The 21,180-nt window shown below is 39.6% G+C and carries 21 protein-coding genes; 5 read left to right on the forward strand and 16 right to left on the reverse strand.

Annotated elements, in window-relative coordinates:
• Positions 1-284 precede the first annotated feature (284 nt).
• Positions 285-701: a YybH family protein gene (locus TOL2_RS11920; protein WP_014957690.1), complete on the forward strand. Its 417-nt coding sequence runs from the start codon at positions 285-287 to the stop codon at positions 699-701.
• On the opposite strand, the gene ligA is transcribed toward TOL2_RS11920, so the two are convergent.
• The 15 genes from ligA to TOL2_RS11995 form a co-directional block, all read right to left on the reverse strand.
• Positions 696-2,723, reverse strand: coding sequence for an NAD-dependent DNA ligase LigA (gene ligA, locus TOL2_RS11925; RefSeq protein ID WP_014957691.1), 2,028 nt, complete (start codon positions 2,721-2,723; stop codon positions 696-698). The two genes, TOL2_RS11920 and ligA, sit on opposite strands and share 6 nt — an antisense overlap.
• Positions 2,716-3,483: a nucleoside phosphorylase gene (locus TOL2_RS11930; protein WP_014957692.1), complete on the reverse strand. Its 768-nt coding sequence runs from the start codon at positions 3,481-3,483 to the stop codon at positions 2,716-2,718. Before TOL2_RS11930 ends, ligA begins: the two co-directional genes overlap by 8 nt.
• Positions 3,452-3,709 (reverse strand): hypothetical protein, encoded by a 258-nt coding sequence (locus tag TOL2_RS11935; protein WP_014957693.1) that lies wholly within the window; start codon positions 3,707-3,709, stop codon positions 3,452-3,454. Before TOL2_RS11935 ends, TOL2_RS11930 begins: the two co-directional genes overlap by 32 nt.
• Before the next feature lie 88 nt (positions 3,710-3,797).
• Positions 3,798-5,873 carry a glycine--tRNA ligase subunit beta gene (gene glyS, locus TOL2_RS11940; RefSeq protein WP_014957694.1) on the reverse strand — a complete coding sequence of 692 codons (2,076 nt, stop codon included), beginning with the start codon at positions 5,871-5,873 and terminating at the stop codon, positions 3,798-3,800.
• Between the two features lies 1 nt (position 5,874).
• Positions 5,875-6,756, reverse strand: a complete 882-nt coding sequence (gene glyQ / locus TOL2_RS11945) for a glycine--tRNA ligase subunit alpha (protein WP_014957695.1) — start codon at positions 6,754-6,756, stop codon at positions 5,875-5,877.
• Between the two features lie 25 nt (positions 6,757-6,781).
• The gene (locus TOL2_RS11950) at positions 6,782-7,828 is read right to left on the reverse strand and encodes a GHMP family kinase ATP-binding protein (protein WP_014957696.1); all 1,047 of its coding nucleotides are present in this window, start codon (positions 7,826-7,828) and stop codon (positions 6,782-6,784) included.
• Complete coding sequence (gene recO, locus TOL2_RS11955; RefSeq protein ID WP_014957697.1) at positions 7,818-8,603, reverse strand: DNA repair protein RecO; 786 nt, start codon at positions 8,601-8,603, stop codon at positions 7,818-7,820. Before recO ends, TOL2_RS11950 begins: the two co-directional genes overlap by 11 nt.
• A gap of 11 nt (positions 8,604-8,614) precedes the next feature.
• Positions 8,615-9,979, reverse strand: coding sequence for a magnesium transporter (mgtE, locus tag TOL2_RS11960; RefSeq protein WP_014957698.1), 1,365 nt, complete (start codon positions 9,977-9,979; stop codon positions 8,615-8,617).
• 32 nt (positions 9,980-10,011) lie between these two features.
• Entirely contained in the window at positions 10,012-10,953 is a 942-nt protein-coding gene (locus TOL2_RS11965; protein ID WP_014957699.1) for a SurA N-terminal domain-containing protein, read from the reverse strand.
• A complete protein-coding gene (locus TOL2_RS11970) occupies positions 10,934-11,689 on the reverse strand; it encodes a hypothetical protein (protein ID WP_014957700.1) in 756 nt (251 codons plus the stop codon). Before TOL2_RS11970 ends, TOL2_RS11965 begins: the two co-directional genes overlap by 20 nt.
• Positions 11,690-11,918: 229 nt before the next feature.
• Positions 11,919-12,209, reverse strand: coding sequence for a hypothetical protein (locus TOL2_RS11975; protein WP_014957701.1), 291 nt, complete (start codon positions 12,207-12,209; stop codon positions 11,919-11,921).
• A gap of 91 nt (positions 12,210-12,300) precedes the next feature.
• On the reverse strand, positions 12,301-13,767 hold the full coding sequence (dinB, locus tag TOL2_RS11980) for a DNA polymerase IV (protein ID WP_014957702.1): 1,467 nt from the start codon (positions 13,765-13,767) through the stop codon (positions 12,301-12,303).
• A complete protein-coding gene (locus tag TOL2_RS11985) occupies positions 13,751-14,134 on the reverse strand; it encodes a PilZ domain-containing protein (protein WP_041279463.1) in 384 nt (127 codons plus the stop codon). The genes dinB and TOL2_RS11985 overlap by 17 nt, the downstream gene beginning before the upstream one ends.
• On the reverse strand, positions 14,103-14,837 hold the full coding sequence (locus TOL2_RS11990; protein ID WP_014957704.1) for an OmpA/MotB family protein: 735 nt from the start codon (positions 14,835-14,837) through the stop codon (positions 14,103-14,105). The genes TOL2_RS11985 and TOL2_RS11990 overlap by 32 nt, the downstream gene beginning before the upstream one ends.
• Positions 14,827-15,612, reverse strand: a complete 786-nt coding sequence (locus tag TOL2_RS11995; RefSeq protein ID WP_014957705.1) for a motility protein A — start codon at positions 15,610-15,612, stop codon at positions 14,827-14,829. Before TOL2_RS11995 ends, TOL2_RS11990 begins: the two co-directional genes overlap by 11 nt.
• 260 nt (positions 15,613-15,872) lie before the next feature.
• On the opposite strand from TOL2_RS11995, the gene TOL2_RS12000 reads away from it, so the two are divergent.
• The 4 genes from TOL2_RS12000 to TOL2_RS12015 all read left to right on the forward strand — a co-directional run bounded on the left by TOL2_RS12000 (position 15,873) and on the right by TOL2_RS12015 (position 20,289).
• Positions 15,873-17,762, forward strand: a complete 1,890-nt coding sequence (locus TOL2_RS12000; protein ID WP_014957706.1) for an extracellular solute-binding protein — start codon at positions 15,873-15,875, stop codon at positions 17,760-17,762.
• A 54-nt stretch (positions 17,763-17,816) separates the two neighbouring features.
• On the forward strand, positions 17,817-18,797 hold the full coding sequence (locus tag TOL2_RS12005; protein ID WP_014957707.1) for an ABC transporter ATP-binding protein: 981 nt from the start codon (positions 17,817-17,819) through the stop codon (positions 18,795-18,797).
• A 190-nt stretch (positions 18,798-18,987) separates the two neighbouring features.
• Positions 18,988-19,188 carry a cold-shock protein gene (locus TOL2_RS12010; protein ID WP_014957708.1) on the forward strand — a complete coding sequence of 67 codons (201 nt, stop codon included), beginning with the start codon at positions 18,988-18,990 and terminating at the stop codon, positions 19,186-19,188.
• 135 nt (positions 19,189-19,323) lie between these two features.
• Entirely contained in the window at positions 19,324-20,289 is a 966-nt protein-coding gene (locus tag TOL2_RS12015; RefSeq protein WP_014957709.1) for an ABC transporter ATP-binding protein, read from the forward strand.
• Between the two features lie 330 nt (positions 20,290-20,619).
• Here the strand turns inward: TOL2_RS12015 and TOL2_RS12020 are convergent, their stop codons facing one another.
• A complete protein-coding gene (locus TOL2_RS12020) occupies positions 20,620-21,009 on the reverse strand; it encodes a hypothetical protein (protein ID WP_014957710.1) in 390 nt (129 codons plus the stop codon).
• Positions 21,010-21,180 lie beyond the last annotated feature (171 nt).

Genomic DNA, 21,180 nt, shown 5'->3' on the forward strand with positions numbered 1-21,180 from the left:
ATACCGCTTTGGCAACCCCAAATCTTTTTAAAAACTGACACAGGCATACCTGGTATTTCTCCTTGGTTTGACCACAATAAAAATTGAAAGCAAATACTGGATTTACAAAGGTTTTCATATAATATCTTGACAAAAAACCCAGTATTTCAGACAGTAAGAGTGGGCAAGGTGGCTTCACAGCATAACAAATGAAGCATACGGCATATTGACTGTTAATGGATCAAAGACTCCACCGATTAATAAAGTATGCCACAGACTTAACCAACGGGGTTATAGGTGAAAAAATGAAACTGACACGCAATGAAATCAAACAGCTGTTACGAGGATGGAACCATGCCTGGGCAAGACATGACCTTGATATGGTCATGACATTTTTTCATGATGACATTTTTTTTGAAAACTGGACAGGTGCCTGTATAAAAGGCGTCAAAGCACTCAGGAAAGCCTGGGAACCATGGTTTATCAACCATGGTAACTTCAGGTTTCTTGAACAGGAAACATTCATTGACGAACAGCACCAGAAAGTTCTCTATCGATGGGTTCTTGAATGGCCCTCAACCGAACCTGGGTTTGAAGACAAGCAGGAAATAAGGAAAGGGGTTGATGTGATTCATTTTCAGGACGGAAAAATCATCAATAAGCTGACATATACAAAAACAACCATTGAAATTGATGATAAAAGACTGCCCCTGCATTTATAAGCAGTCTTTGAGCAAGGCAACAAAACCGTTCTCATCCAGTATTGCAACGCCCAATTTTTGAGCTTTTTCAAGCTTGCTGCCTGCTTTTTCACCTGCAATTAAAAAATCGGTTTTTGAACTGATACTTGATATAACGCCTGCGCCCAGTTTTTCAAGCTGTTTTTTGGCTTCACTGCGTGTCATGGTCTGTAATGTGCCGGTCAGTACAATTCGTTTATTGTTAAACGGGTTATCCTTTAATCCCGACTGTGAGGATTGATCATTGGTGATCATGACACCTAAACGTAAAATCTGTTCGAGAATAGCCCTGTTTTCAAGGTTTGAAAAAAATTTATGCACGGCAAGAGCTGTTTCAGGACCGATTCCGTGTATGCGTTCCAAGTCTCTTTCAGACGCTGCCATGATATCATCAAGGGTGGAAAATTGTTCTGAAATCAGTTTTGCTGCATTTTCTCCTGTATGATCAATTCCCAGGGCATAAACAAACCGCCTTAAAGAGATCATTTTTGATTTTTCTATTGATACAACCAGATTGGTTGCCGATTTTTCAGCCATACGGTCAAGATCCGCAAGTTTATCCGCTTTAAGCAAAAAAACATCTGCAAAAGATCTGATCATATCTTGATCCACCAATTGGTCAACACTTTTTTTTCCAAAACCTTCGATATCAAAGGCCTTTTTGGAAACAAAATGTTTGATCCTCTCTTTTAACTGGGCCTGGCAGGATGCATTGACGCACTTGTTAATACAGGATTTATCCAGTTTAAATTTTTCAATTTTACTGTGGCAGACCGGACAGTGATCCGGCATTTCAAAGGGAACTTCATTTCCTGTTCTTTCAGATTCAATAATTTTTACCACCTTGGGAATTACGTCCCCTGCCCTCATCACAAGAGCTTTATCTCCAATCCTGATATCTTTTCTTTTTATTTCATCTTCATTGTGCAAGGTTGCCCTTGAGACCATTGCTCCGCCTATATTGACACTTTCCAATATTGCGACAGGAGTCAGAGTCCCGGTTCTGCCTACCTGAACAATAATGTCCTTTATGGTAGTGGTTTTTTGCATGGCAGGAAATTTATAGGCAATGGCCCATCTCGGGCTTTTAATTTTTTCGCCCAATTGCCGTTGTGATAAGATATCATCCACCTTGATCACCATACCGTCAATTTCATAGGCAAGACCGTCTCTCAACTCTTCCAGTTTTTTATAAAATTTTAACACCCCGTCCAGGGTGATCCCGGTTTTAATATGGGGGTTGACCGGAAACCCAAAGCCTTTGAGTACCTCCAGCATTTGAGACTGGCGTTGAAACGACAGCCCCTGCACAAGGCCTGTTCCGTACACGAAAATATCCAGAGGCCTTTGGGCGGTTATTTTTGAATCCAATTGCCGCAAAGCCCCTGCTGCTGCATTTCTCGGGTTGGCAAAAACCTGTTCTTGATTTTCCAGACGAAGTTTATTTAATCGCTCAAAATCAGACTTTCTGATGATCACCTCACCCCTGACTTCAAGCAGGGAGGGCAGTTCGCTGTTTTCCCCATGCAATTTTAACGGAACAGACCTGATGGTCCTGACGTTTTGTGTGATAACTTCACCAATGATACCATCGCCCCTGGTAGTGGCCTGAACCAGTATCCCGTTTTCATATGTCAATTCCACGGCAACGCCATCCAACTTGGGCTCGGCAATGTAGAAAATGTCTTCCCTGTTTAGATTTTTGACAATTCTGTTGTGAAACTCCGCAACATCCTGATTATTGAATGCATTGTCCAGACTCAACATGGGAATGGAATGGGGGGCCTGTTCAAATGAAGCCAGAGGCGGCGCCCCTATCCTTTTGGTCGGTGAATCCGGAACAGACAACTCAGGAAATTCATCTTCAATTTCAATGAGCCGTTTGAGCATCATATCATATTCAAAATCTGAAATAATCGGATTATTCAGGACATGATACCGATGGCTGTGATCGGTTAATTGTTTTTGCAGTTGTCGGGCTTCTTTTTTTATGGTTTCATTCATTTTCACACAAGGCCTTTGCAAAGGTCATAACGGATTTACAGGCGTTCTGCCTTGCCCGTTTAAATTGTTTTTTCCTGAATCCTGGGTCCCAGTCTTTTGACGCAACACTGTCTGACACAACAAGGAGTCCGGCAATGCCGACCTTTCGATACTCTGCAACAGAAAACAGGGCGGAACATTCCATTTCAACAGCCCTTGCCCCCAGTTGTCTGAAATACGCCACTTTGTTGTGCGTTTCCCTGTAAATGGCATCCGTGGTCCATATGGTTGCCCTTTTAAAATCAATCCCTTCAGCAGTCAGTTGATCTGCCAATTGATCAGTCAAAGCCACATCAGGAATTGAATGAGGCATATTTTTATCCAGAACCTTGTAATTGGCAGAGGTTCCCTCATCCACAATGGCCATAGAAGGCAGGATGATATCTCCCACGTCAAACTGATCTGTCACAGCCCCGCACCATCCAACGACAACAATCTTATCCGCACCTTTGGCAATTAAGGATTCCAGCAGCATTGCAGCATAAGGCGCACCAATAAAAGGCCCGGTAATGCAAGCACCCTTATGAGATCCGTTAAGGGTCATAAGGGTACTTGTAAAAAAAGGAACCGCCTTTGCAATTGCAACATTTGATTTAATGAAACGAAGATCCGGCTCACAACTGATCATCACCGCTACAGAACCTATATCATGAGATCTGTATGACCCCAGAGGCGGAACTATGGATTCATTATTCAGGTCCGACCAGGTCGGATAATTCATCCTTTACCTCATCAATAATATCATACACCCACATAATGTCTTCAATGGAAAGCCGACCCGCCTTTGAAGGTGCCCTGTCAGATCCGTCTTTTTTTTTCAGAATTCTGGGGCCCAGCTGGACTTTTGGTTCTCCTTCTCCATACTGATGGATCGAAATGAGAAGTCCTGTTTCTTCATTTTTCCACTCTTTTAATTTTTTATCCTTTTCAGGATCATATCCTGCCATAACTCTTTCCTCCACTGCTTTCAAGTTTCAAATCACTGCTTTAAGATATTAAATCGTTGCAGTTAATATTAAATCACTGCTGTTAATATTAAATCATGGAAAAATCCGCAATATTTTCAAACAAGCCGGACACTGATGACAATAATGCTATCCTGTTCTGTCTTAATTTTGTATCTTCTGCCATGACCATTACATCATCAAAAAAAGAATCCACCTTGGGTCTCAAAGTGGCAATATGCGAGAGTGCTGTATCATAATTTCCCTCTTGAATCAAATCATTGACAAGCTGACGCACTTCATTTGTGGCACTGAACAACGCACTTTCCGAAGGATCTTCAAAAAGATTCTGATCCACGGACAAATCCTCTGTTCCTGCAGTTTTTTTAAGAATATTTCCAACCCTTTTAAAGGTAATGGAAAGAGGTTCAAAGTCCGGCTCTTTTCTCAAAGAATCCAGTGCCCTGACCCTTAAAACAACATCAGGTATATTGTCAAAAGATGCCCAGAGTGCAGAATTCACAGCTTCTTTTGAAAAGCCCATATCAGTTAAAATATTGATCATTCTGTTTTTGAAAAAATCTTTGATTTTCAAAGCAGTCTCTTCTCTTTTAGCGGCATCATCCATATACGCTTCCAGCCCTTTATCAATCATGGCTGTCAAAGAGACGTCCAGATTTTCTTCCAGCATAATCTGGATGATACCAATTCCCTGGCGCCTCAATGCATAAGGGTCAGCTCCGCCGGTGGGGATCAGGCCCACTGAAAAACACCCGCAAATGGTATCGAGTTTATCTGAAATTGCCAAAAGACAGGCTGTCGGGTTTTCAGGCAGTTTTCCGCCGGAATAGACCGGTCTGTAGTGCTGCTCAATGGCAAGGGCAACATCTTGTTGTTCACCGGCTTTTTGTGCATAAGCCCTGCCGATAATTCCCTGGAGTTTTGTAAATTCAATCACCACCTGACTGACAAGGTCTGCCTTGCAGATCTGTGCCGCCCTTGCGACATTCTGCTTGAGCGTCTCTTTATCCTCATAAGATGAAACCATGGCAAGATATTCAACCAGAGTTCCGATCCGCAGCGTTTTTTCATACACTGTTCCCAGTTTTTCCTGAAAGGTTACGTTTTTAAGCTTTTGGGCAAATTCATCCAATGAAGACTTGCAATCCACTTCATAGAAAAATTTTGCATCGGACAGCCTTGCCCGCAATACTTTTTCATGACCTCTTGCCACAAGCTGCATATCGTTTGCTTTAGTATTGTTAACCGCAATAAACAAAGGTTTCAAATTGCCTTTTCCATCCACAAGAGCAAAATATTTCTGGTGTTCTCTCATGGCAGTAATCAATACCTCATCAGGTACTTCAAGAAATTGTTCATCAAAGCCACCAACAACAGGGAATGGATATTCCACAAGGTTTGTAACAATATCAATCAAGTCATCATCCTCAAGGATGTGGGAGTGATGCTCTTTTGCACAGGCTTCAATGGCATTTGTCAGCAGCTCTTTTCTCTTCTCAATATCAGGAACCACACCTGCTTTTTCAGCAACTGCTATATAATCATCTGCTGATTCAATTTTATGTTTACCCGGACACATGAATGGATGCCCGAAGATTCGAGGAGAGGATTTTATATTTCCCACTTTAAAATCAAGAATCTTATCCCCCAAAAGTCCGACCAGTGAAATTATGGGCCGGGCAAAACTGATGGAAAGGTCTCCCCATTTCATGCGTTTTGGAAAAGGAATGGATAAAATTTCATGTTCAAGTATAGATTCCAGGATAGAGACCGAAGATTCGCATTTTTCTTCTATAACTGCGGTCAGGTATCTTCCTTTTGGGGTTTCTTCCACTTTGATTTGATCCACTGCCACCCTGGCTTTGGATGCAAATTTTTCAGCAGCAAGAGTTGGATTGCCGTTTTCATCAAACCCGACTCTTTCGGGGGGACCTGTAATGGTTGATGTGCGTGCAGTCTGCATATCTGCCAGATCTTCAATTATTAATGCAAGACGCCTTGGGGTTCCCAGGGTATGGGCAATACCATGATCAATTCTTGATTTATCCAAAGCTGAAAGGATGTTTTCCTTAAAGGCATCCAATGCAGGGATAATATAACCGGCCGGGATCTCTTCACTGCCAATTTCAATTAAAAGTGTATTCATTTTAATTTTCCCCTCCCCTGTTCAATAGCGGATGTCCCATTTCTTCTCTTTGTATGATATATGCTTTGGAGCAAGCCCGTGCAATATCCCTGATCCGTTTAATGTACCCGGTTCTTTCCGTCACACTTATGGCCCCCCGTGCATCCAGGAGATTAAAAGTATGGGAACATTTCAGGCAATATTCATAGGCAGGCACAACCAGTCCATGTTTGATGATCTTATGAGCTTCGGCCTCATATTTTTTAAACAGATCAAACAAAAGATCCACATCCGCAATTTCAAAGTTATAGGTGGATTGTTCGACTTCCTGCCGGTGATATACATCCCTGTAGGTGATGTCATTGTTCCATTTGAGATCAAATACATTGTCCACACCCTGCAGGTACATGCAGATTCGCTCAAGGCCATAGGTCAGTTCAACAGACACGGGTTTGACTTCCACGCTTCCTGTCATCTGAAAATAGGTAAACTGGGTGACTTCCATGCCATCCAGCCAGACTTCCCATCCAAGGCCTGAAGCTCCAAGAGTAGGTGATTCCCAGTCATCTTCAACAAAACGGATATCATGTTCAAGAGGATCAACACCCAGAACTTTCATGGATTCCAGGTATAATTGCTGAACATCAGGAGGAGAAGGTTTTAATATAACCTGGTATTGGTAATAATGCTGAAGCCGGTTCGGGTTCTCTCCATAGCGCCCGTCTGTAGGACGTCTTGACGGCTGTACATAGGCCACTTTCCAGGGTTCCGGTCCCAGAGCCTTTAACAAAGTTGTGGGATGAAAGGTTCCCGCTCCCACTTCCATGTCATAGGATTGTATGAGAACACAACCCCGCTGAGCCCAGAAATTATTCAGGTTTAAAATTACATCTTGAAAATTCATTTTACTCCACTTTTTTTATAAAAATTTATGGTTTATGTATGATAATACCTTTGGTTTCAATTTTTGTGTCAAGAATTTTTGCAGCCTCAACCGGTTCAAGGATTTTCTGCCAGACAGATCTTAAATTTTTTATATCCCAAGCTTCGCCGACAGCCCAAAGGCACCCGCCGCCGCCAGCACCAGTAAACCTTGCACCACAGTCACAATTTACAGCTTTTTCAAACAATTTTTTCCCGGTATTGTCAAGCACATCAGGTGTCATTTCAAGTCTTAGTTTTGTCTCTTGATTCATAAACTCGGCTGCTGCCTTGAAATTTTTGTTCTTTACAGCCTTTGAAAAATTTTTTGTCAAATCTGCAATTTTTTCAAAAATCAATCTTGTTTCACCGCGAACAAAAGATTTAACCCATTGTTGATTAATATCTTTTGACACATGGGGAATTCCGCAATAAGCAATGAGTATATTCAAATTAAATTGTTCAATATCTTGGTTGGTTTCAAGGACAGGATTTTGTTCAAATTCAGGTGAACCCTTTCCCATTTTCCAGATCCATTGATTTACCCCTCCAAAGGCCGCTGCAAGCTGGTCCTGCATTCCACATGGAACCCCGGCCACACTGGCTTCCGTATAATGGGCAAGCCAGGCGATCTGTTTTGGGTCAATGGGGTTGGCAAGTGCTTTAAAAAATGCAGCTATAATTGCCACTGCAGCAGCAGATGATCCTCCCAGGGCACTTTTGGGAGGTGAAGCCGATTCAATATGGATATGAACCCCATGGGCGTCAAAATACTTTGCCACGGCAAACATAAGCCCCATAGGATGATTGAAAGGTGCTTCATCTTTTTTAAAAACCGCAGCTTCAAACCCCCTGGATGAGACCTTGACATATCCTTTTTGCCATGGGGAAAGACAAACAGCGGTTCTGAGATCAAGAGCTATATTAAAGGTTGACGGCAATCTGTGAATCATTGGCAGATAAAAGGTACTGATATCCAGCGTACCACCCAAATCCACCCTGCAGGGTACAGATGCATGTATTTTTTGATGCTCAAGTATTTTTTTAAAATTCATTGTCCTGTCTTAACCGCCTGAGAAATTGTAAACTTTTAAATTCCCTTCCAATATGAAAGGAAATAAAGGCTTCCAAAAGCATTTCACCCTCTTTTATGGCAAAGCTTGAAAACTTTATTCTGTCAGCCCTGTTAATATCATTGTTGTTTATCCAAAAAAGCTGTTTTAAGGTGCCTTTTGAAACCGTCATACCATATTTTGATCTTTTTTTAACACAATTTTGACAAATAATTCGACCCTCCTGAAAATCAAACCGAACATTTTTTTGTTCCATCCAATCAACCGGTGTTTTACACACAGCACAAATCTCAATATTGGGAGAAAACCCGGATATGCTCATAAATCTGATCTGGAAAAGAAGGCTTGCAACTTCTCCTGACAAGCTTCCGGTATTTAACGCATCAAGGGAAAAAAGCAGCAAGTCATATAAATTTCTTTGAACTTTGCCCTCCTCCAGCCATGACTGAATCAATTCAACCCAGAAACTTGCATAGGCTGTTTTAAATACATCATACCGGATATTTGCAAATGGATTCTCAAGATCAGTCTGAGACAATATGATCAGGGCATCTTTTTTTTTTTTAGGAAAGGTGCAGTGAATATGATTAACTGAAAAAAGATCCAATGCGCCTGAAAAACGTCTAATACTCTTTTTCGCATTTTTGGCAATAACCGATATTTTTCCTTTGGATTGGGTCAGGAAACTGATGATGAAATCATGGTCGCCATATTCAATTTTCCTGAGCAATATGGCATCTGTACTGAAACCCGGCATAGATGACAGCCCTAAAGATTCAGAAGATGACCGGCTATCGTGAAATAGCAATACACACTGACAATATCAATGGAAGTTGTGACAAAGGGTCCGGTTGCAACAGCAGGGTCAATATTGAGTCTCTCAAAAATAAGCGGAACCATTGAGCCCACAAGTGCTGCAATTGACATGGAAGATATTATGGCAAGCCCTACGGAAAATGCCAGGGGCAAAGAAAACGGCTCTGATGCAAAGGTTAATTTGGCGATAACCCCTATGAAAACCCCGTATATGACTCCGAGAATCACACCAACAGCCAGTTCTTTTGAAACAACTTTGAAAAAATCCTGGAGGTTGATTCTTCCGGTGGCAATACCCCTTACCACGATTGTGGAACTCTGAGTACCGATATTTCCACCCATTCCCATAATAACAGGAATAAAAGCGGCCAAACTTGTGAATTTTACAAGATTTTCCTCAAATCCTCCGATAATGAAAAATGCGGCAACTCCACCCAAAAAACTTGCAAACAACCAGGGCAGACGAATTCGTGTTCCCCTGAAAACAGTCTGGGTTTCAATATATTCCTCACCCACACCGGCCATTTTCAAGATGTCTTCGTCTGCGGCTTCATGGAGGATATCAATAACATCATCAACCGTTACAATTCCAACGATCCGATTATCATTATCCACAACAGGAACCGCCAGATAATCATACCGTGACACCAGGCGGGCAACTTCCTCCCTGTCCGTATAGGGTTTTACTGAAACCAGATCTTTTGCCATGAATTCTTTTAAAGGCAGTTGAGGGTGTACAACAACCAATTGTCGTAAAGAACTGACCCCGACAAGTTTTCCATATTCATCCACCACATAGATATAAAAGGGCATTTCAACATCCAGATACTTGTTCTGTAATGCTTCAATCACCTGTTTTGCCCCCATATCCTCTTCCAATGCGATAAAATCGGTAACCATAAGGCTGCCGGCAGTATCTTCACCATAGCTCATCAACTGCTCGACATTGTCTGATTCTTCTTTCTGCATTTTTGAAAGAATTTGATCGGAAAGCTCTTCATCCAGAAGGTTCAAAAGGGATGCCGCATCATCAGACGGCATGTGATCAAATATATCCACAAGCTTGCTGAGTTCTACATTTTTTACAAATTCCAAAAAAATATTTTCATCCAGCATGGAGAAAAGAAGACCTATCTGTTCCGGATCATTCATCAGCCTGAACAGCCTTTCCCGGTTATCTGCAGACAATTCTTTAAAGGCAGTGGAAAGATCAGCCATGTGGGTTTTTTTTAAAATATTCAGCAACTGTTTGGTTGCCCCACGCCGTAACAGTCTTTTTAAACTGGCTGTCAAAATTTTTATCTGTTCATTGTACATGGTCTTCCCCGTTTAACACTACAAACTTTTGATCAAAGCATAATTTTTATGTGAGCCTTTTTTTTTAAGGATTCGAGCCAGGTCTTGAATTGTTCCTCAACCTGTTCACGGTATAGGATTCCGCGAATCTCATCATGGGCTTGTTCATATGTTTTGCGACCCTCCAAAACAATGTCTTGGATATAAAAAATTTGGAATCCCTGGGCGGTTGAAATAACATCTGTATGCTCCCCTTTAGTCAACCTGGATATGCTCTCTTTGATCGTTTCAGAAAAATTATGGATGTCAAATATTCCAAGATCCCCGCCATCGGATGCATTAGGTGCAAATGAGTATTGTTTTGCAAGGGGGACAAATTCTTTATTTTCATCCAATTGTTTTTTAATTTTTTTAATTTCATCCTCATTATCCATAAGGATATTTCTCAAATGATATTTTTTTTTGCCTGAATATTTGTCCGCATCAATTTCATATCGTTTCTTTATATCAGATTCAGTTATCACAACCTTTGATTTTACAGCATAGTTTATTAACCTGGCTTGCAATATCTGCTTTTTAATGGTTTCACGATATTCAGTTAAAGTTAACCCCTCCTGACCCAAAGCGTTTTCTAATTCTTCCAGGGTCAGTGCTTTTTCTTTTTTTAAATTTTCCACTGCATTATCAATCTCATCATCAGATACCATGATTTGATATTTTTTGGCTTCCTGCTGGGTTAATGAGCTGTCAACCAACCTGTCAAGAATCTTTTTAGTGACATCTTGCATCATCTCTTGTTTCTTTTCATCCGAATACCCGGAAGATTCAATATTTTTTATATATGGCAAAGACTCTTTATTCAGCTGTACCAAGGTGACAATATCATTATTCACAATGGCAACAATCCTGTCGACAACATCTGCTGATACAGATCCACAAAAACTAAAACTTATTATAGCCAAAGAAAAAACAAACCTATTGATTATCTTTTTCATTTTTCTTTTCCTCGCTTTTTTCAATATCAATTAACAAAGTTTTCAGTTTGTCCTCATCGATTTTAACCGGATAGTCTTTTTCAAGCGCTTGTATCCATTCATCGTAATGGTCTTGGGTCTTTTGCATGCGAAGAAGGGATACCAGTTCTTTTTCATCCTCAATCTGATTTGAAACCAATGCATTTTCATCACTGTTCTGGATGTCGACAATATTATGCTTTTGATAAAACTCCACAATATCTTGGGATGTAATTTTAATTTTTTGTTTAAGATCCTGATCAATGAGTTTATCCATAATCATATTTTTTTTAAATCTTTTTTTCCAAAACAAATAAGATACAGCATTTTTTAACAAAAGCTGCTCAAAACTGTCACCGGGATAATCTTTTTTAAATTCAGCTTCGGCAGACTGAACCTCCTGGTCTGTAACAGTCACTTCTTTATCGGCAGCAGCACTGAGAAGAACAATCTCCTGAGAAAGCATTTTTACAAGATGAATCACCATCTCATTATATTCTGCAGGGTTATTATTAATATTGTATGGATAAGCTGCTCTTTTAAGATCAAGTTCTTCTGAAAAATCTCCAATCGTAAGTGTCATTGATGGTGTTTTGATTAAAAATTCCGGGGCTGCTTTTTTTTCCGGTTCACCGCAGCCGGTAAAGCATAAAGCCGCGCACACAAAAAACCAACAAATCTTTTTTTTTTTAAAAAAATCAGTCCATAAATCAGTCAAATTTTTTATCCCAGTCTCATTTTAAATTCAAAAACGACCCGTTTAACAAAGTTGACAAAAATAGCATTACAATTCAGTTTGTGCAAGGAAATTCAAGTCCTGAATCAGAGGAAGCGCATGAAAAGCAAACATCCTGGCCCTGAGGATGATCAGGTCATAGGGCCAAGGTTTCTACACCGGACTAAAATAGCACAGACCCTCAATCTTTTTTTTAAAAAAAGGATGAAACTTATCTTTTCTTTCCGGATAAAACCCAGACAATTGACCAGCAAAGAAAGACAGGAAGAATTCCATAGGAAATATAGACAATAAAATTGTCATTCCATGGTTTTAGATAAAGGGCCATAACCACAGGGTAGATAATGGTGAGGATAATTGAGAACCGTGTTTTAGCCCCAAGCTTTGTTATTTTTTTTGAAGAAGCCACTTTTCTTGCAGGTTCACCCTTCAGCAGTCTTGGCAGAATCAAGATGCAGGTAATCAGCAGTACTAAAACAAGAATTTCACTTATCCCGGTCAAAAGTTGTTCCCTTAATATTCCGGCTATGATTTAAATTGTAGTTTTATTTCAAACATTGCCGGATTTGTCAAATGTGTGTTGTTTTTATTTGTTAATATCGAATGTCAAAATTTTCAAACTTCGACAAGTTATTTGTCTTTTCAACCTGGACATGTTCAACATTTGCTGCTGAAGGCCCTTGATGGCACCATTCGATCATCTGAGTGACTATTTTTTGATCTCCTTCAAACACGGCTTCTACGGATCCATTGGAAAGGTTTTTAACATATCCTTTGACGCCAAACCGGTCAGCGGTGTTTTTTGTTTCAGCCCGGTAATAAACACCTTGCACTCTGCCTTTGATATTCACCTTTACCTGGATTTTATTTTTCATGTGATTTTTTCTCCTGTGGCTTGATTGGCATAATTGGTTTAAAGATGCTTTTTTAACAATATGATTGCCAAATTTTTTTGATATTGAATCTACTGCCTTATCTACCGATTCCCATTGTATTTTTTGCCTGTCCTGAGTTTTTATCAACAGCATCTGAACCGGGGTATCTTTGTCTTTGAGTCCTGTAACACCAACACCGATAAGTCTTATTTTCTTTTTTAACCGGATTTTTTTATACAGGTCAAGTGCTTCTTTAAAAATGGCTGATGAAGAACAAATCAATGTATCAAGCTTCCTGCTCCTGGTGATCTGGGAAAAGTCGGAAAATTTCAGTTTAATAAATACATTTTCACATACCAGTTTCTTTTGTCTTAAGTCCTTGCCAACAGTCTGGCATCGGTCCAATATCTCATGTTTTACAGCTTCAAAATCAAAAATATCTTTCGAAAGAGTGATTTCGCTTGAGATAGACTTTCTGGTGCGATCTGTTTCAACCTTTGACGGATCAATGCCGTTTGCAAGTGCTAAAAGTCGGGGACCCATTTTTCCGAATTTTCGGGTCAATATGTCAAGATCATATTTTTTTATGTCCCCAAGGTTTTTGATCTGTAAATAGTCCATCTGTTTCATCGTGCTTTTTCCAATCCCCTGAACTTTTTGAATGGGCAGAGTACAAATAAAATCTTTTACCTGGTCTTTTGTAATTATTGTCAATCCATCGGGTTTGTTCATGTCAGATGCTATTTTAGCCAAAAATTTAATGGGAGCAATTCCCACGGAGCTGGTCAAGAACAGCTGTGTATAGATGCTTTTTTTTATGGCACAAGCAATCTCCTGTGGCGAGCCGAACAGCCTTTCACAACCGGTAATATCAACATATGCTTCATCAATGGAAACCGGTTCCACCAAAGGGGAAAAGCCAGAAAGAATTTCCATAATTTTTTTGGAATCAGCCTGATATTTTTTTATATTTGCCGGAATTATAATCAGGTGATCACATTTTTGCATAGCCTGGAATACCGGCATGGCGGATCGGATACCAAATTTTCGCGCTTCATAACTGGCCGTTGACACAACGCTTCTTTTCGATTTGCCGGACACAATGACAGGTTTGTTTTTAAGAGCCGGGTTATCTCTTTGCTCAACCGCTGCAAAAAATGCATCCATATCAATGTGCAAGATCATTTTTTTGCATCTCAAGAACGTATTTGTGGATCAGTTCATGCTGTTCCAGTGAGCAGTGTTCAAAAATACAGTGACAGATTTTTTTATTGTCAATTCTTAATACCCGCAATCCTGAATAGAAAGTCGAATTACCCTTAAAGTTTGGGATATCAAGCGTGAAGGTAATAAAATCAAAGTCAAACAGCTTAAAACCATTATTATTAAATGCTATTCCACCTGCACTTATATTAAGAACCCACACTTTTTTTTCTTTGAACGTAATTTGAAACCCTTGACCCTGTTTGAAATTGTATCTATAGGATTGTCTCTGGTCTTCTGACTCATGAATGATGACGTCAGCTTCTGGGTTCTTTTTTTTCCAGAACAAATTCGACCCTCCTGTTTTGCGCTCTGTTCTCTTCAGAAGTGTTTGGCACCAAAGGCATGACGTCTCCATATCCAGTGGCAGTCAGCCGCTGGGGGCGGATTCCTTGCAATACAAGATATTGTAAGACAGTGGTGGCCCGAATAGCAGACAGTTCCCAGTTAGAAGGAAAAATGGGTGTGGAAATTGGGATGTTGTCCGTATGACCCTTGATGTTAATGTTATATTCAGGATAATCATAAAGAATTTGAACGATTTCATCAAAAATAAGAATAGAAGCATTGTTCAAAGAGGCTGATCCAGAATTGAACAATGCTTTTCCTTTAATGGTCACAATAATTTTACCATCCAGAATTCTGGATGAAATGTTTTGTTTTTGTTCGCTGGATTGTACAAATTTAGTAATGTTGTTGAATAATGATTTTTCCCTTGAATGGAGACCTGTAATATCCTCAATAGTGATTTGTGTATCAGCGGTTTCCGGTATTTCCATCAATTCCATCAAACCGATCAGGTTCTCATTTTCTTCCACCTGTACTTTGATTGTTTCAACAGCCTTTCTGTATTGTTCCTTTTCAAAAAATGAAAGGGTATACAGCAGGACAAAAAAGACCAGAAGGATGGTCACAAGATCGGCATAGGTCACAAGCCATGTTGCATCATCATCATCGGCAGGAAATATGCTGTCATATGTGTCATGTCTCATTCTTTTGTTTTAAATTTGCTTTCTTTATGGGTTTTCGTAATCTTGAAGAGATAAAACTGGAAAGTTTTTCATAAATAATAACCGGATTGTTGTTTTTAATAATTGAAATAGAGCCTTCCAGTTTGATTTCAAGATTAATGATTTCAATCACGGTTCTTGATCGCAGTTTTCCTGCAATGGGAAGGAAAAACAAAGTGGACAATAAAGAACCGTAAAACGTCGTCAGCAAAGCCACAGCCATTGCCGGACCTATTTTTGAGGGGTCCTGGAGACGGCTTAGCATTTGTACAAGACCGATTAATGTTCCCAGCATGCCAAAGGCCGGGGCATATAGCCCCATTTTTTTAAACACGTCTTGAACAATGAAATGCCGCAATTGAAGGGATTTAATTTCAGTGGTCAGTGCCGCCCGGATCACTTCCTCGGAGGAGCCGTCTGCCAGAAGCCCACAGGCCTTTTTTAAAAAAAGAGAGTCGGTTTTAACTTTACCAAGTTCAAGAAGCCCCTGGCGCCTGCTGATATGACTGAGCTTTATCATTGTTTCAACAGCTTCATTGGGATCTTCCTTGTCTTTGGAAAAAACAAAATAAGCAGCCTTAAAGGCAGCCATCACATCCTTGAATTGAAAAGTGATCAATGTGGTGGCAATGGTTCCCCCAAAGACAATCATCAATCCCTGGATATTTACAAAATTGTGAAGGTCCCCGCCTATATAGATGGCACTGATGATTAACGAAAGGCCGGAAACAATACCAGTAAAAGATGCCATATCCATATTAAATTATTTTATCCTCACAAAATTATCCATGTCCTTTAAATATAATCATCATGGCGATTTATGCCCATGCTATATGATAAAATTTCCATGGTCAAGATTTACTTGTACTCAGAGATTACCGACCGGTTGGTTCTCTTATTTAAACTGAAGATTGAACAAAAAAGAAACATTGATTGTCAATGCTTTAATTTGATATGATCCCCTATCAAACAAGCAAAAAAAGATCTGAACTTTCAACTTGGAATACCGGAGAAACAATGAAATTTAAGCTGATTATGGGTATCGTGCTGATGGTGTTTTGCTTCCTGACGGGTTGCCGGAATAATAATGATATAAAAAAAAATGAAAGCCAAGACCCGCCCGTATTAGACCCTCCAGGATTAGAAAATAAGATCACTTTCAGGGAAAAAAATACTTATGCGGTTTTACCGAATACGATTCACTGGCTGACCAATGATTCAGATCCGGTTTTTTCGTCTAATAAGGCACAAAAAGGCGGAATATTTCATACCGCCATCACCAGTTTCCCCATGACCTTCCGGGTGGTAGGGCCGGATTCAAACGGCTCGTTTCGAAGTGCGATCCTGGATAATCAGTTATTTTTGATCAGTATCCATCCCAATACAGGCCGTATCCTTCCGGAGTTGGCTACCCACTGGGCCTTTGGGGAGGATAAAAAAACCATGTACTTCAAGCTGGACAAAGATGCCAGGTGGTCTGACGGCAAGCCTGTTACTGCCTGGGATTATGCTTATACCCTTGAATTTATGCGTTCTGAGCATATTATTGCACCCTGGTATAATGATTATTACACAAAAGAGATAGAAGCTGTAATAATTTATGATGAATATACTATTGGTGTAAAAAGCACTAAAGCCGTGCCTGAGCTTTACTTGAAATTAGGGATTGCCCCCACACCGGAACACTATTTTGTAAACCTTAATGACACATTTGTTCAACGCTATAATTGGGCGATTGTTCCCAATACCGGTGCCTATCAGATCAGCGAATTTAAAAAAGGAAAATTTATTAAATTTAAAAGGAAAAAAGACTGGTGGGCCAAGGATAAGAAATATTTTAAAAACCGATTTAATGTTGATTATGTTGTGTTTGACGTGATCCGGGATTCCAACCTTCAATGGCAGTATTTTAAAAAAGGCAAACTTGATACATTTGGTTTGACGATTCCCAAATACTGGCACGAAAAATCAAACATTTCCTTGTTTCAAAAAGGATATATCCATAAGATCTGGTTTTTTAATGACCATGAGAGATCTGCCATGGGGATGTGGTTGAACCAGGATAAGGAGATATTCAAAGACCGTAGGCTGTGTCATGCATTTGCACATGCAATGAACATTGAAAAAGTTATCAACAACGTATTAAGAGGTGATTATTTCAGGCTTTCCCAGGCATTTGCCGGTTACGGGGAATATACCGATGACGACATAAAACCAAGACAATATGATATTGCAAAAGTGGAAACATTAATGCGATTTACAGGATGGCAAAGAGGAAATGATGGTATCTGGCAAAAGGGTGAAACAAGGTTTTCCGTCAAGGTTACGTATGATCATGAGGACTATACTCCAAGGCTTGTGGTGCTTAAAGAAGATGCATTGAAGGCAGGAATTGAACTTTTGCTGGAAAGACTTGATTCCACGGCCATGTTTAAAAAATTTTTAGAAAAAAAACATGACGTCGCATGGATGGGATGGAGTACAAATATCAGACCCGCTTACTGGCAGGGGTGGCATTCCGACAATGCCCATAAACCACAGACAAACAATATCACCAATACGGATGATCCTTTACTGGATGAGCTGATTGATAAATACCGGGCAACCTTGAACCAAGAAGAAAGAATAACTCTTTCATTAAACATACAGAAGGTCATTCATGAAATCGGGGCCTTTGTGCCCACTTTTATGGTTCCCTATGTAAGACAGGCGTATTGGAGATGGCTTGAACTGCCTGAATTTCATGGAACCAAGCGATCCGACAGTCTTTTTGATCCTTTTTCAGTTACAACAGGGGGACTTTTCTGGATGAATACCGATAAAAAAGATCAAACCCTGAAAGCCATGAAAAACGACATACAATTTGAACCGGTTGTTATCCTGGACGAACAATTCAAGAAGGAGTAAAGACACAAAGTGCCTGACAAAAAAGAGACTGAACCAAAAAAGACTGAGAAGGAAGTGACTGACCAAATAATATTGGATGTCAGGAATCTTAGAGTAGAGTTTCATACCGAACAGGGAATCGCCCGGGCAGTTGATCAAGTTGATTTTAAACTCAAAAAAGGGAGAATTCTCGGCATTGCCGGGGAATCAGGATGTGGTAAAAGCGTTACTGCGCTAAGTATCATGAGGCTGTTGCCAAAACCTGTTTCAAGAATTGTTCAAGGCAAGGCAATGTTTAACGGAGTAGATATTTTTAATCTTTCGATAAATGATATGCATCATATAAGGGGTAAAAAAATTGCCATGATTTTTCAAGAACCCATGACAGCCCTTAATCCGGTTCATGGAATCGGCAAACAGATTATTGAGATTTATAAACTTCATTTTTCTGAATTCTCCTCTTACGAAATGACAACGGCTGCCGTTACCATGCTGGAAAAAGTCGGCATTCCTGATCCTGACAAGGTGATGAAAAAATATCCCCACCAGCTTTCCGGGGGAATGCGCCAGCGGGTAATGATTGCCATGGCATTGGCCTGTGAACCTCAAATTCTTATTGCGGATGAACCTACAACTGCTCTTGATGTCACTGTTCAGGCCCAGATTCTTGATTTAATTAAAGAATTTCAAAAAAAATCAGGAATGTCTGTGATATTGATTACCCATGATTTAGGTGTGATTGCGGAAAATTGTGATGATGTTGTTGTAATGTATGCTGGAAGAATTGCAGAAAAAGCAACGGTTACAACACTTTTTAAACGTCCCGTACACCCTTATACAAAAGGATTGTTAACATCAATTCCGTCTCTTTCTCGGAAAGCCAAAACCATCCTTCCGACAATAAAGGGAAATGTGCAGTCAGTATTAAATTTGCCGGAAGGTTGCAGATTTGCACCCCGCTGTCCGTTAGCTGCGGATATCTGTAGAAAAATGATACCCCGGGAACGAAGGATGGATAAGAATCACACGGCAGCCTGCCATTTAGCTGATATATGAACATATAAAAAAACAATTCTATTTAAAATAATCCTTGATTTTTTAACTCAAAGTGAATATGACAAAAAAAAAGCCTCTTGGAGAAAGGCCTCGCAAGTTTCGTTCTAAAGGGAAAACCCATCTGTTAGAATGGCAAGACCTGAAGTTTGAAACTACAATTTTATTCATTTTAAGTAAGGAGAAAGTCATAATGGCAAATGGGATAGTAAAATGGTTTAATGATTCTAAAGGATACGGTTTTATTGAGCAGGAAAATGGACCGGATGTATTTGTTCATCATTCCGGTATCGAAGGAACAGGTTTTAAATCGCTGAATGAGGGCGATAAAGTAACTTTTGATGTGGAAGAAGGACAAAAAGGCCCGGCTGCAGTTCATGTGGTCGTTCAATAAGATTTTAAAAGGGTTTTTCTTCAGAAGAAAAACCCTTTTTTTGCGTCTTTTTTTTGACAACCGGTTTAATCTTTATAAACTCTATACAGGCCTTTTTCAGAAGAGTCCTCCCTTTTTTGTTTTAAGAAAACCAACATGACGATTCTCGAAGTAAAAAATCTTAAAAAATATTTTCCTGTGAGCGGCGGTGTGTTTTTAAGGCGTACCGGTTGGGTTTATGCACTGGATGGCGTCTCTTTTGCTGTAAACAAAGGAGAAACTCTGGGTATTGTGGGCGAATCAGGATGCGGTAAAACGACTTTGGGAAGATGCATTATGGGTATTTATGAACCATCTGACGGAGAAGTTGTTATAAATGGTCAGAGTGTTTTCAAACTCAATTCGCAGCAGAGAAAAAAACTTGCTTTAAACTTACAGACGATTTTTCAGGATCCTTTTGAATCATTGGATCCCAGACAGACCGTCAAAGAAATTTTAGAAGAAAAATATATTATCCATGGCAAAAAAAGAGAGAACTTAGAGACGGAAATCAACAGATTGATTGAAACGGTAGGTCTGTTGCCTGATACCCTGTCTAAATTCCCCCATGAGTTTTCAGGCGGCCAGCGCCAGAGAATTGGTATAGCCAGAGCAATCAGTCTTGAACCGGAAATCATTATTTGTGATGAACCAGTGTCTGCTTTGGATGTTTCCGTTCAATCCAAAATCCTGAACCTTTTACTTAAACTCCAGCAGACAATGGGGCTGACCTATGTTTTTATTTCCCATGATTTGTCTGTTGTAAAACATGTCTCCGACAGGATTGCGGTCATGTATCTGGGGAAAATTGTTGAGATGGCAGATGCGAACGAAATATATGAGAATGGCCGGCATCCTTACACCAATGCATTGTTGTCTTCCATTCCCATGCCTGATCCAGAATCGAACCGGAATCGTATAATCTTAAAAGGAGAGGTGCCTTCCGTGGAGAACCCTCCTGCCGGATGCCGGTTTAATACGCGATGTGAATATGTTCAAAATATCTGTCGTGACAAGGAGCCTGAACTGCTGAAAAACGAAAAAGATCCAAGTCATTTGACTGCATGTCATTTTTTCTTTTGATTTGCGTCTTTTATTCTGGTCTCATTTGAGTTCACAATAACGACCATGGCAAACTGATCTGCCACAACAAGAACTGAAAGAGATTTGATTACAACAGGTTAGAAGTTCTTTCATATAACTGCCACGGGCAGACTTGGTCTTTCATCCATGCTTGCCCACAACAAAGATTTAAAGTCTCTGTATGAATTTCTTAAGACTTTCATATAAAAGTGCGGGAGTTTTATTAAACCAATAAGTCAAAATTTTTTATACAATTTCTTCAAAATGGAACATCAGGACTTGCAATCTTAGGGTTAATTTATATTTTTAAGTTTAGCTGTTTTCTCATTATCACTTGTTTATATTTATAAATTCGACAGATACATTTTTTATCTTAGTTTCCTTTTCAATATTTACAGCAATCTCAAAGGCTCCCGTGCGGTAATGATTTATAGGTAAATTTTTATTTACCGAAGTTTCTACAAATCCCATATCAATATTGTCGACATCTTGAAACCTTACAATAATATATCCTTGAATAGGATAAAATGAAGTATTTCTTATTTTTCCTGAAACATAAAGAAGGCTATTGTCAGAAAATGTATCCGCAGCTAAATCAATCACTTCATATTGAACCGTTTGAATAGATTTTTGGTTATCAATTCTATTGCTGTTAGCTGATGCTGTGCAATGGTATAAAAGCGTACACATACTGAATAAAACCAAAAAAAAATTACGCATAGAATATTCCTTACATGTTCATTATTTTTTTTAATTTTATATCATGATATTTTTCTATTGAAAAGCCTTTGAAAAGGATAATTATATTTGCTCTGCACATTGAATCAAGTCAAATATAATTTGATTGTCTCACAACCCATATTATCTAAAGCAAACATTATTCACATGTAT

This window comes from Desulfobacula toluolica Tol2, from assembly GCF_000307105.1.
Classification (GTDB): Bacteria; Desulfobacterota; Desulfobacteria; order Desulfobacterales; family Desulfobacteraceae; genus Desulfobacula; species Desulfobacula toluolica.

Excerpts from the sequence above, each read along its gene's own strand:
- TOL2_RS11920 (WP_014957690.1), top strand. The coding sequence starts at position 285 with ATGAAACTGACACGCAATGAAATCAAACAGCTGTTACGAGGATGGAAC.
- ligA (WP_014957691.1), bottom strand. The coding sequence starts at position 2,723 with ATGAATGAAACCATAAAAAAAGAAGCCCGACAACTGCAAAAACAATTA.
- TOL2_RS11930 (WP_014957692.1), bottom strand. The coding sequence starts at position 3,483 with ATGAATTATCCGACCTGGTCGGACCTGAATAATGAATCCATAGTTCCG.
- TOL2_RS11935 (WP_014957693.1), bottom strand. The coding sequence starts at position 3,709 with ATGGCAGGATATGATCCTGAAAAGGATAAAAAATTAAAAGAGTGGAAA.
- glyS (WP_014957694.1), bottom strand. The coding sequence starts at position 5,873 with ATGAATACACTTTTAATTGAAATTGGCAGTGAAGAGATCCCGGCCGGT.
- glyQ (WP_014957695.1), bottom strand. The coding sequence starts at position 6,756 with ATGAATTTTCAAGATGTAATTTTAAACCTGAATAATTTCTGGGCTCAG.
- TOL2_RS11950 (WP_014957696.1), bottom strand. The coding sequence starts at position 7,828 with ATGAATTTTAAAAAAATACTTGAGCATCAAAAAATACATGCATCTGTA.
- recO (WP_014957697.1), bottom strand. The coding sequence starts at position 8,603 with ATGCCGGGTTTCAGTACAGATGCCATATTGCTCAGGAAAATTGAATAT.
- mgtE (WP_014957698.1), bottom strand. The coding sequence starts at position 9,979 with ATGTACAATGAACAGATAAAAATTTTGACAGCCAGTTTAAAAAGACTG.
- TOL2_RS11965 (WP_014957699.1), bottom strand. The coding sequence starts at position 10,953 with ATGAAAAAGATAATCAATAGGTTTGTTTTTTCTTTGGCTATAATAAGT.
- dinB (WP_014957702.1), bottom strand. The coding sequence starts at position 13,767 with ATGATCTTGCACATTGATATGGATGCATTTTTTGCAGCGGTTGAGCAA.
- TOL2_RS11990 (WP_014957704.1), bottom strand. The coding sequence starts at position 14,837 with ATGAGACATGACACATATGACAGCATATTTCCTGCCGATGATGATGAT.
- TOL2_RS11995 (WP_014957705.1), bottom strand. The coding sequence starts at position 15,612 with ATGGATATGGCATCTTTTACTGGTATTGTTTCCGGCCTTTCGTTAATC.
- TOL2_RS12000 (WP_014957706.1), top strand. The coding sequence starts at position 15,873 with ATGAAATTTAAGCTGATTATGGGTATCGTGCTGATGGTGTTTTGCTTC.
- TOL2_RS12010 (WP_014957708.1), top strand. The coding sequence starts at position 18,988 with ATGGCAAATGGGATAGTAAAATGGTTTAATGATTCTAAAGGATACGGT.
- TOL2_RS12015 (WP_014957709.1), top strand. The coding sequence starts at position 19,324 with ATGACGATTCTCGAAGTAAAAAATCTTAAAAAATATTTTCCTGTGAGC.
- TOL2_RS12020 (WP_014957710.1), bottom strand. The coding sequence starts at position 21,009 with ATGCGTAATTTTTTTTTGGTTTTATTCAGTATGTGTACGCTTTTATAC.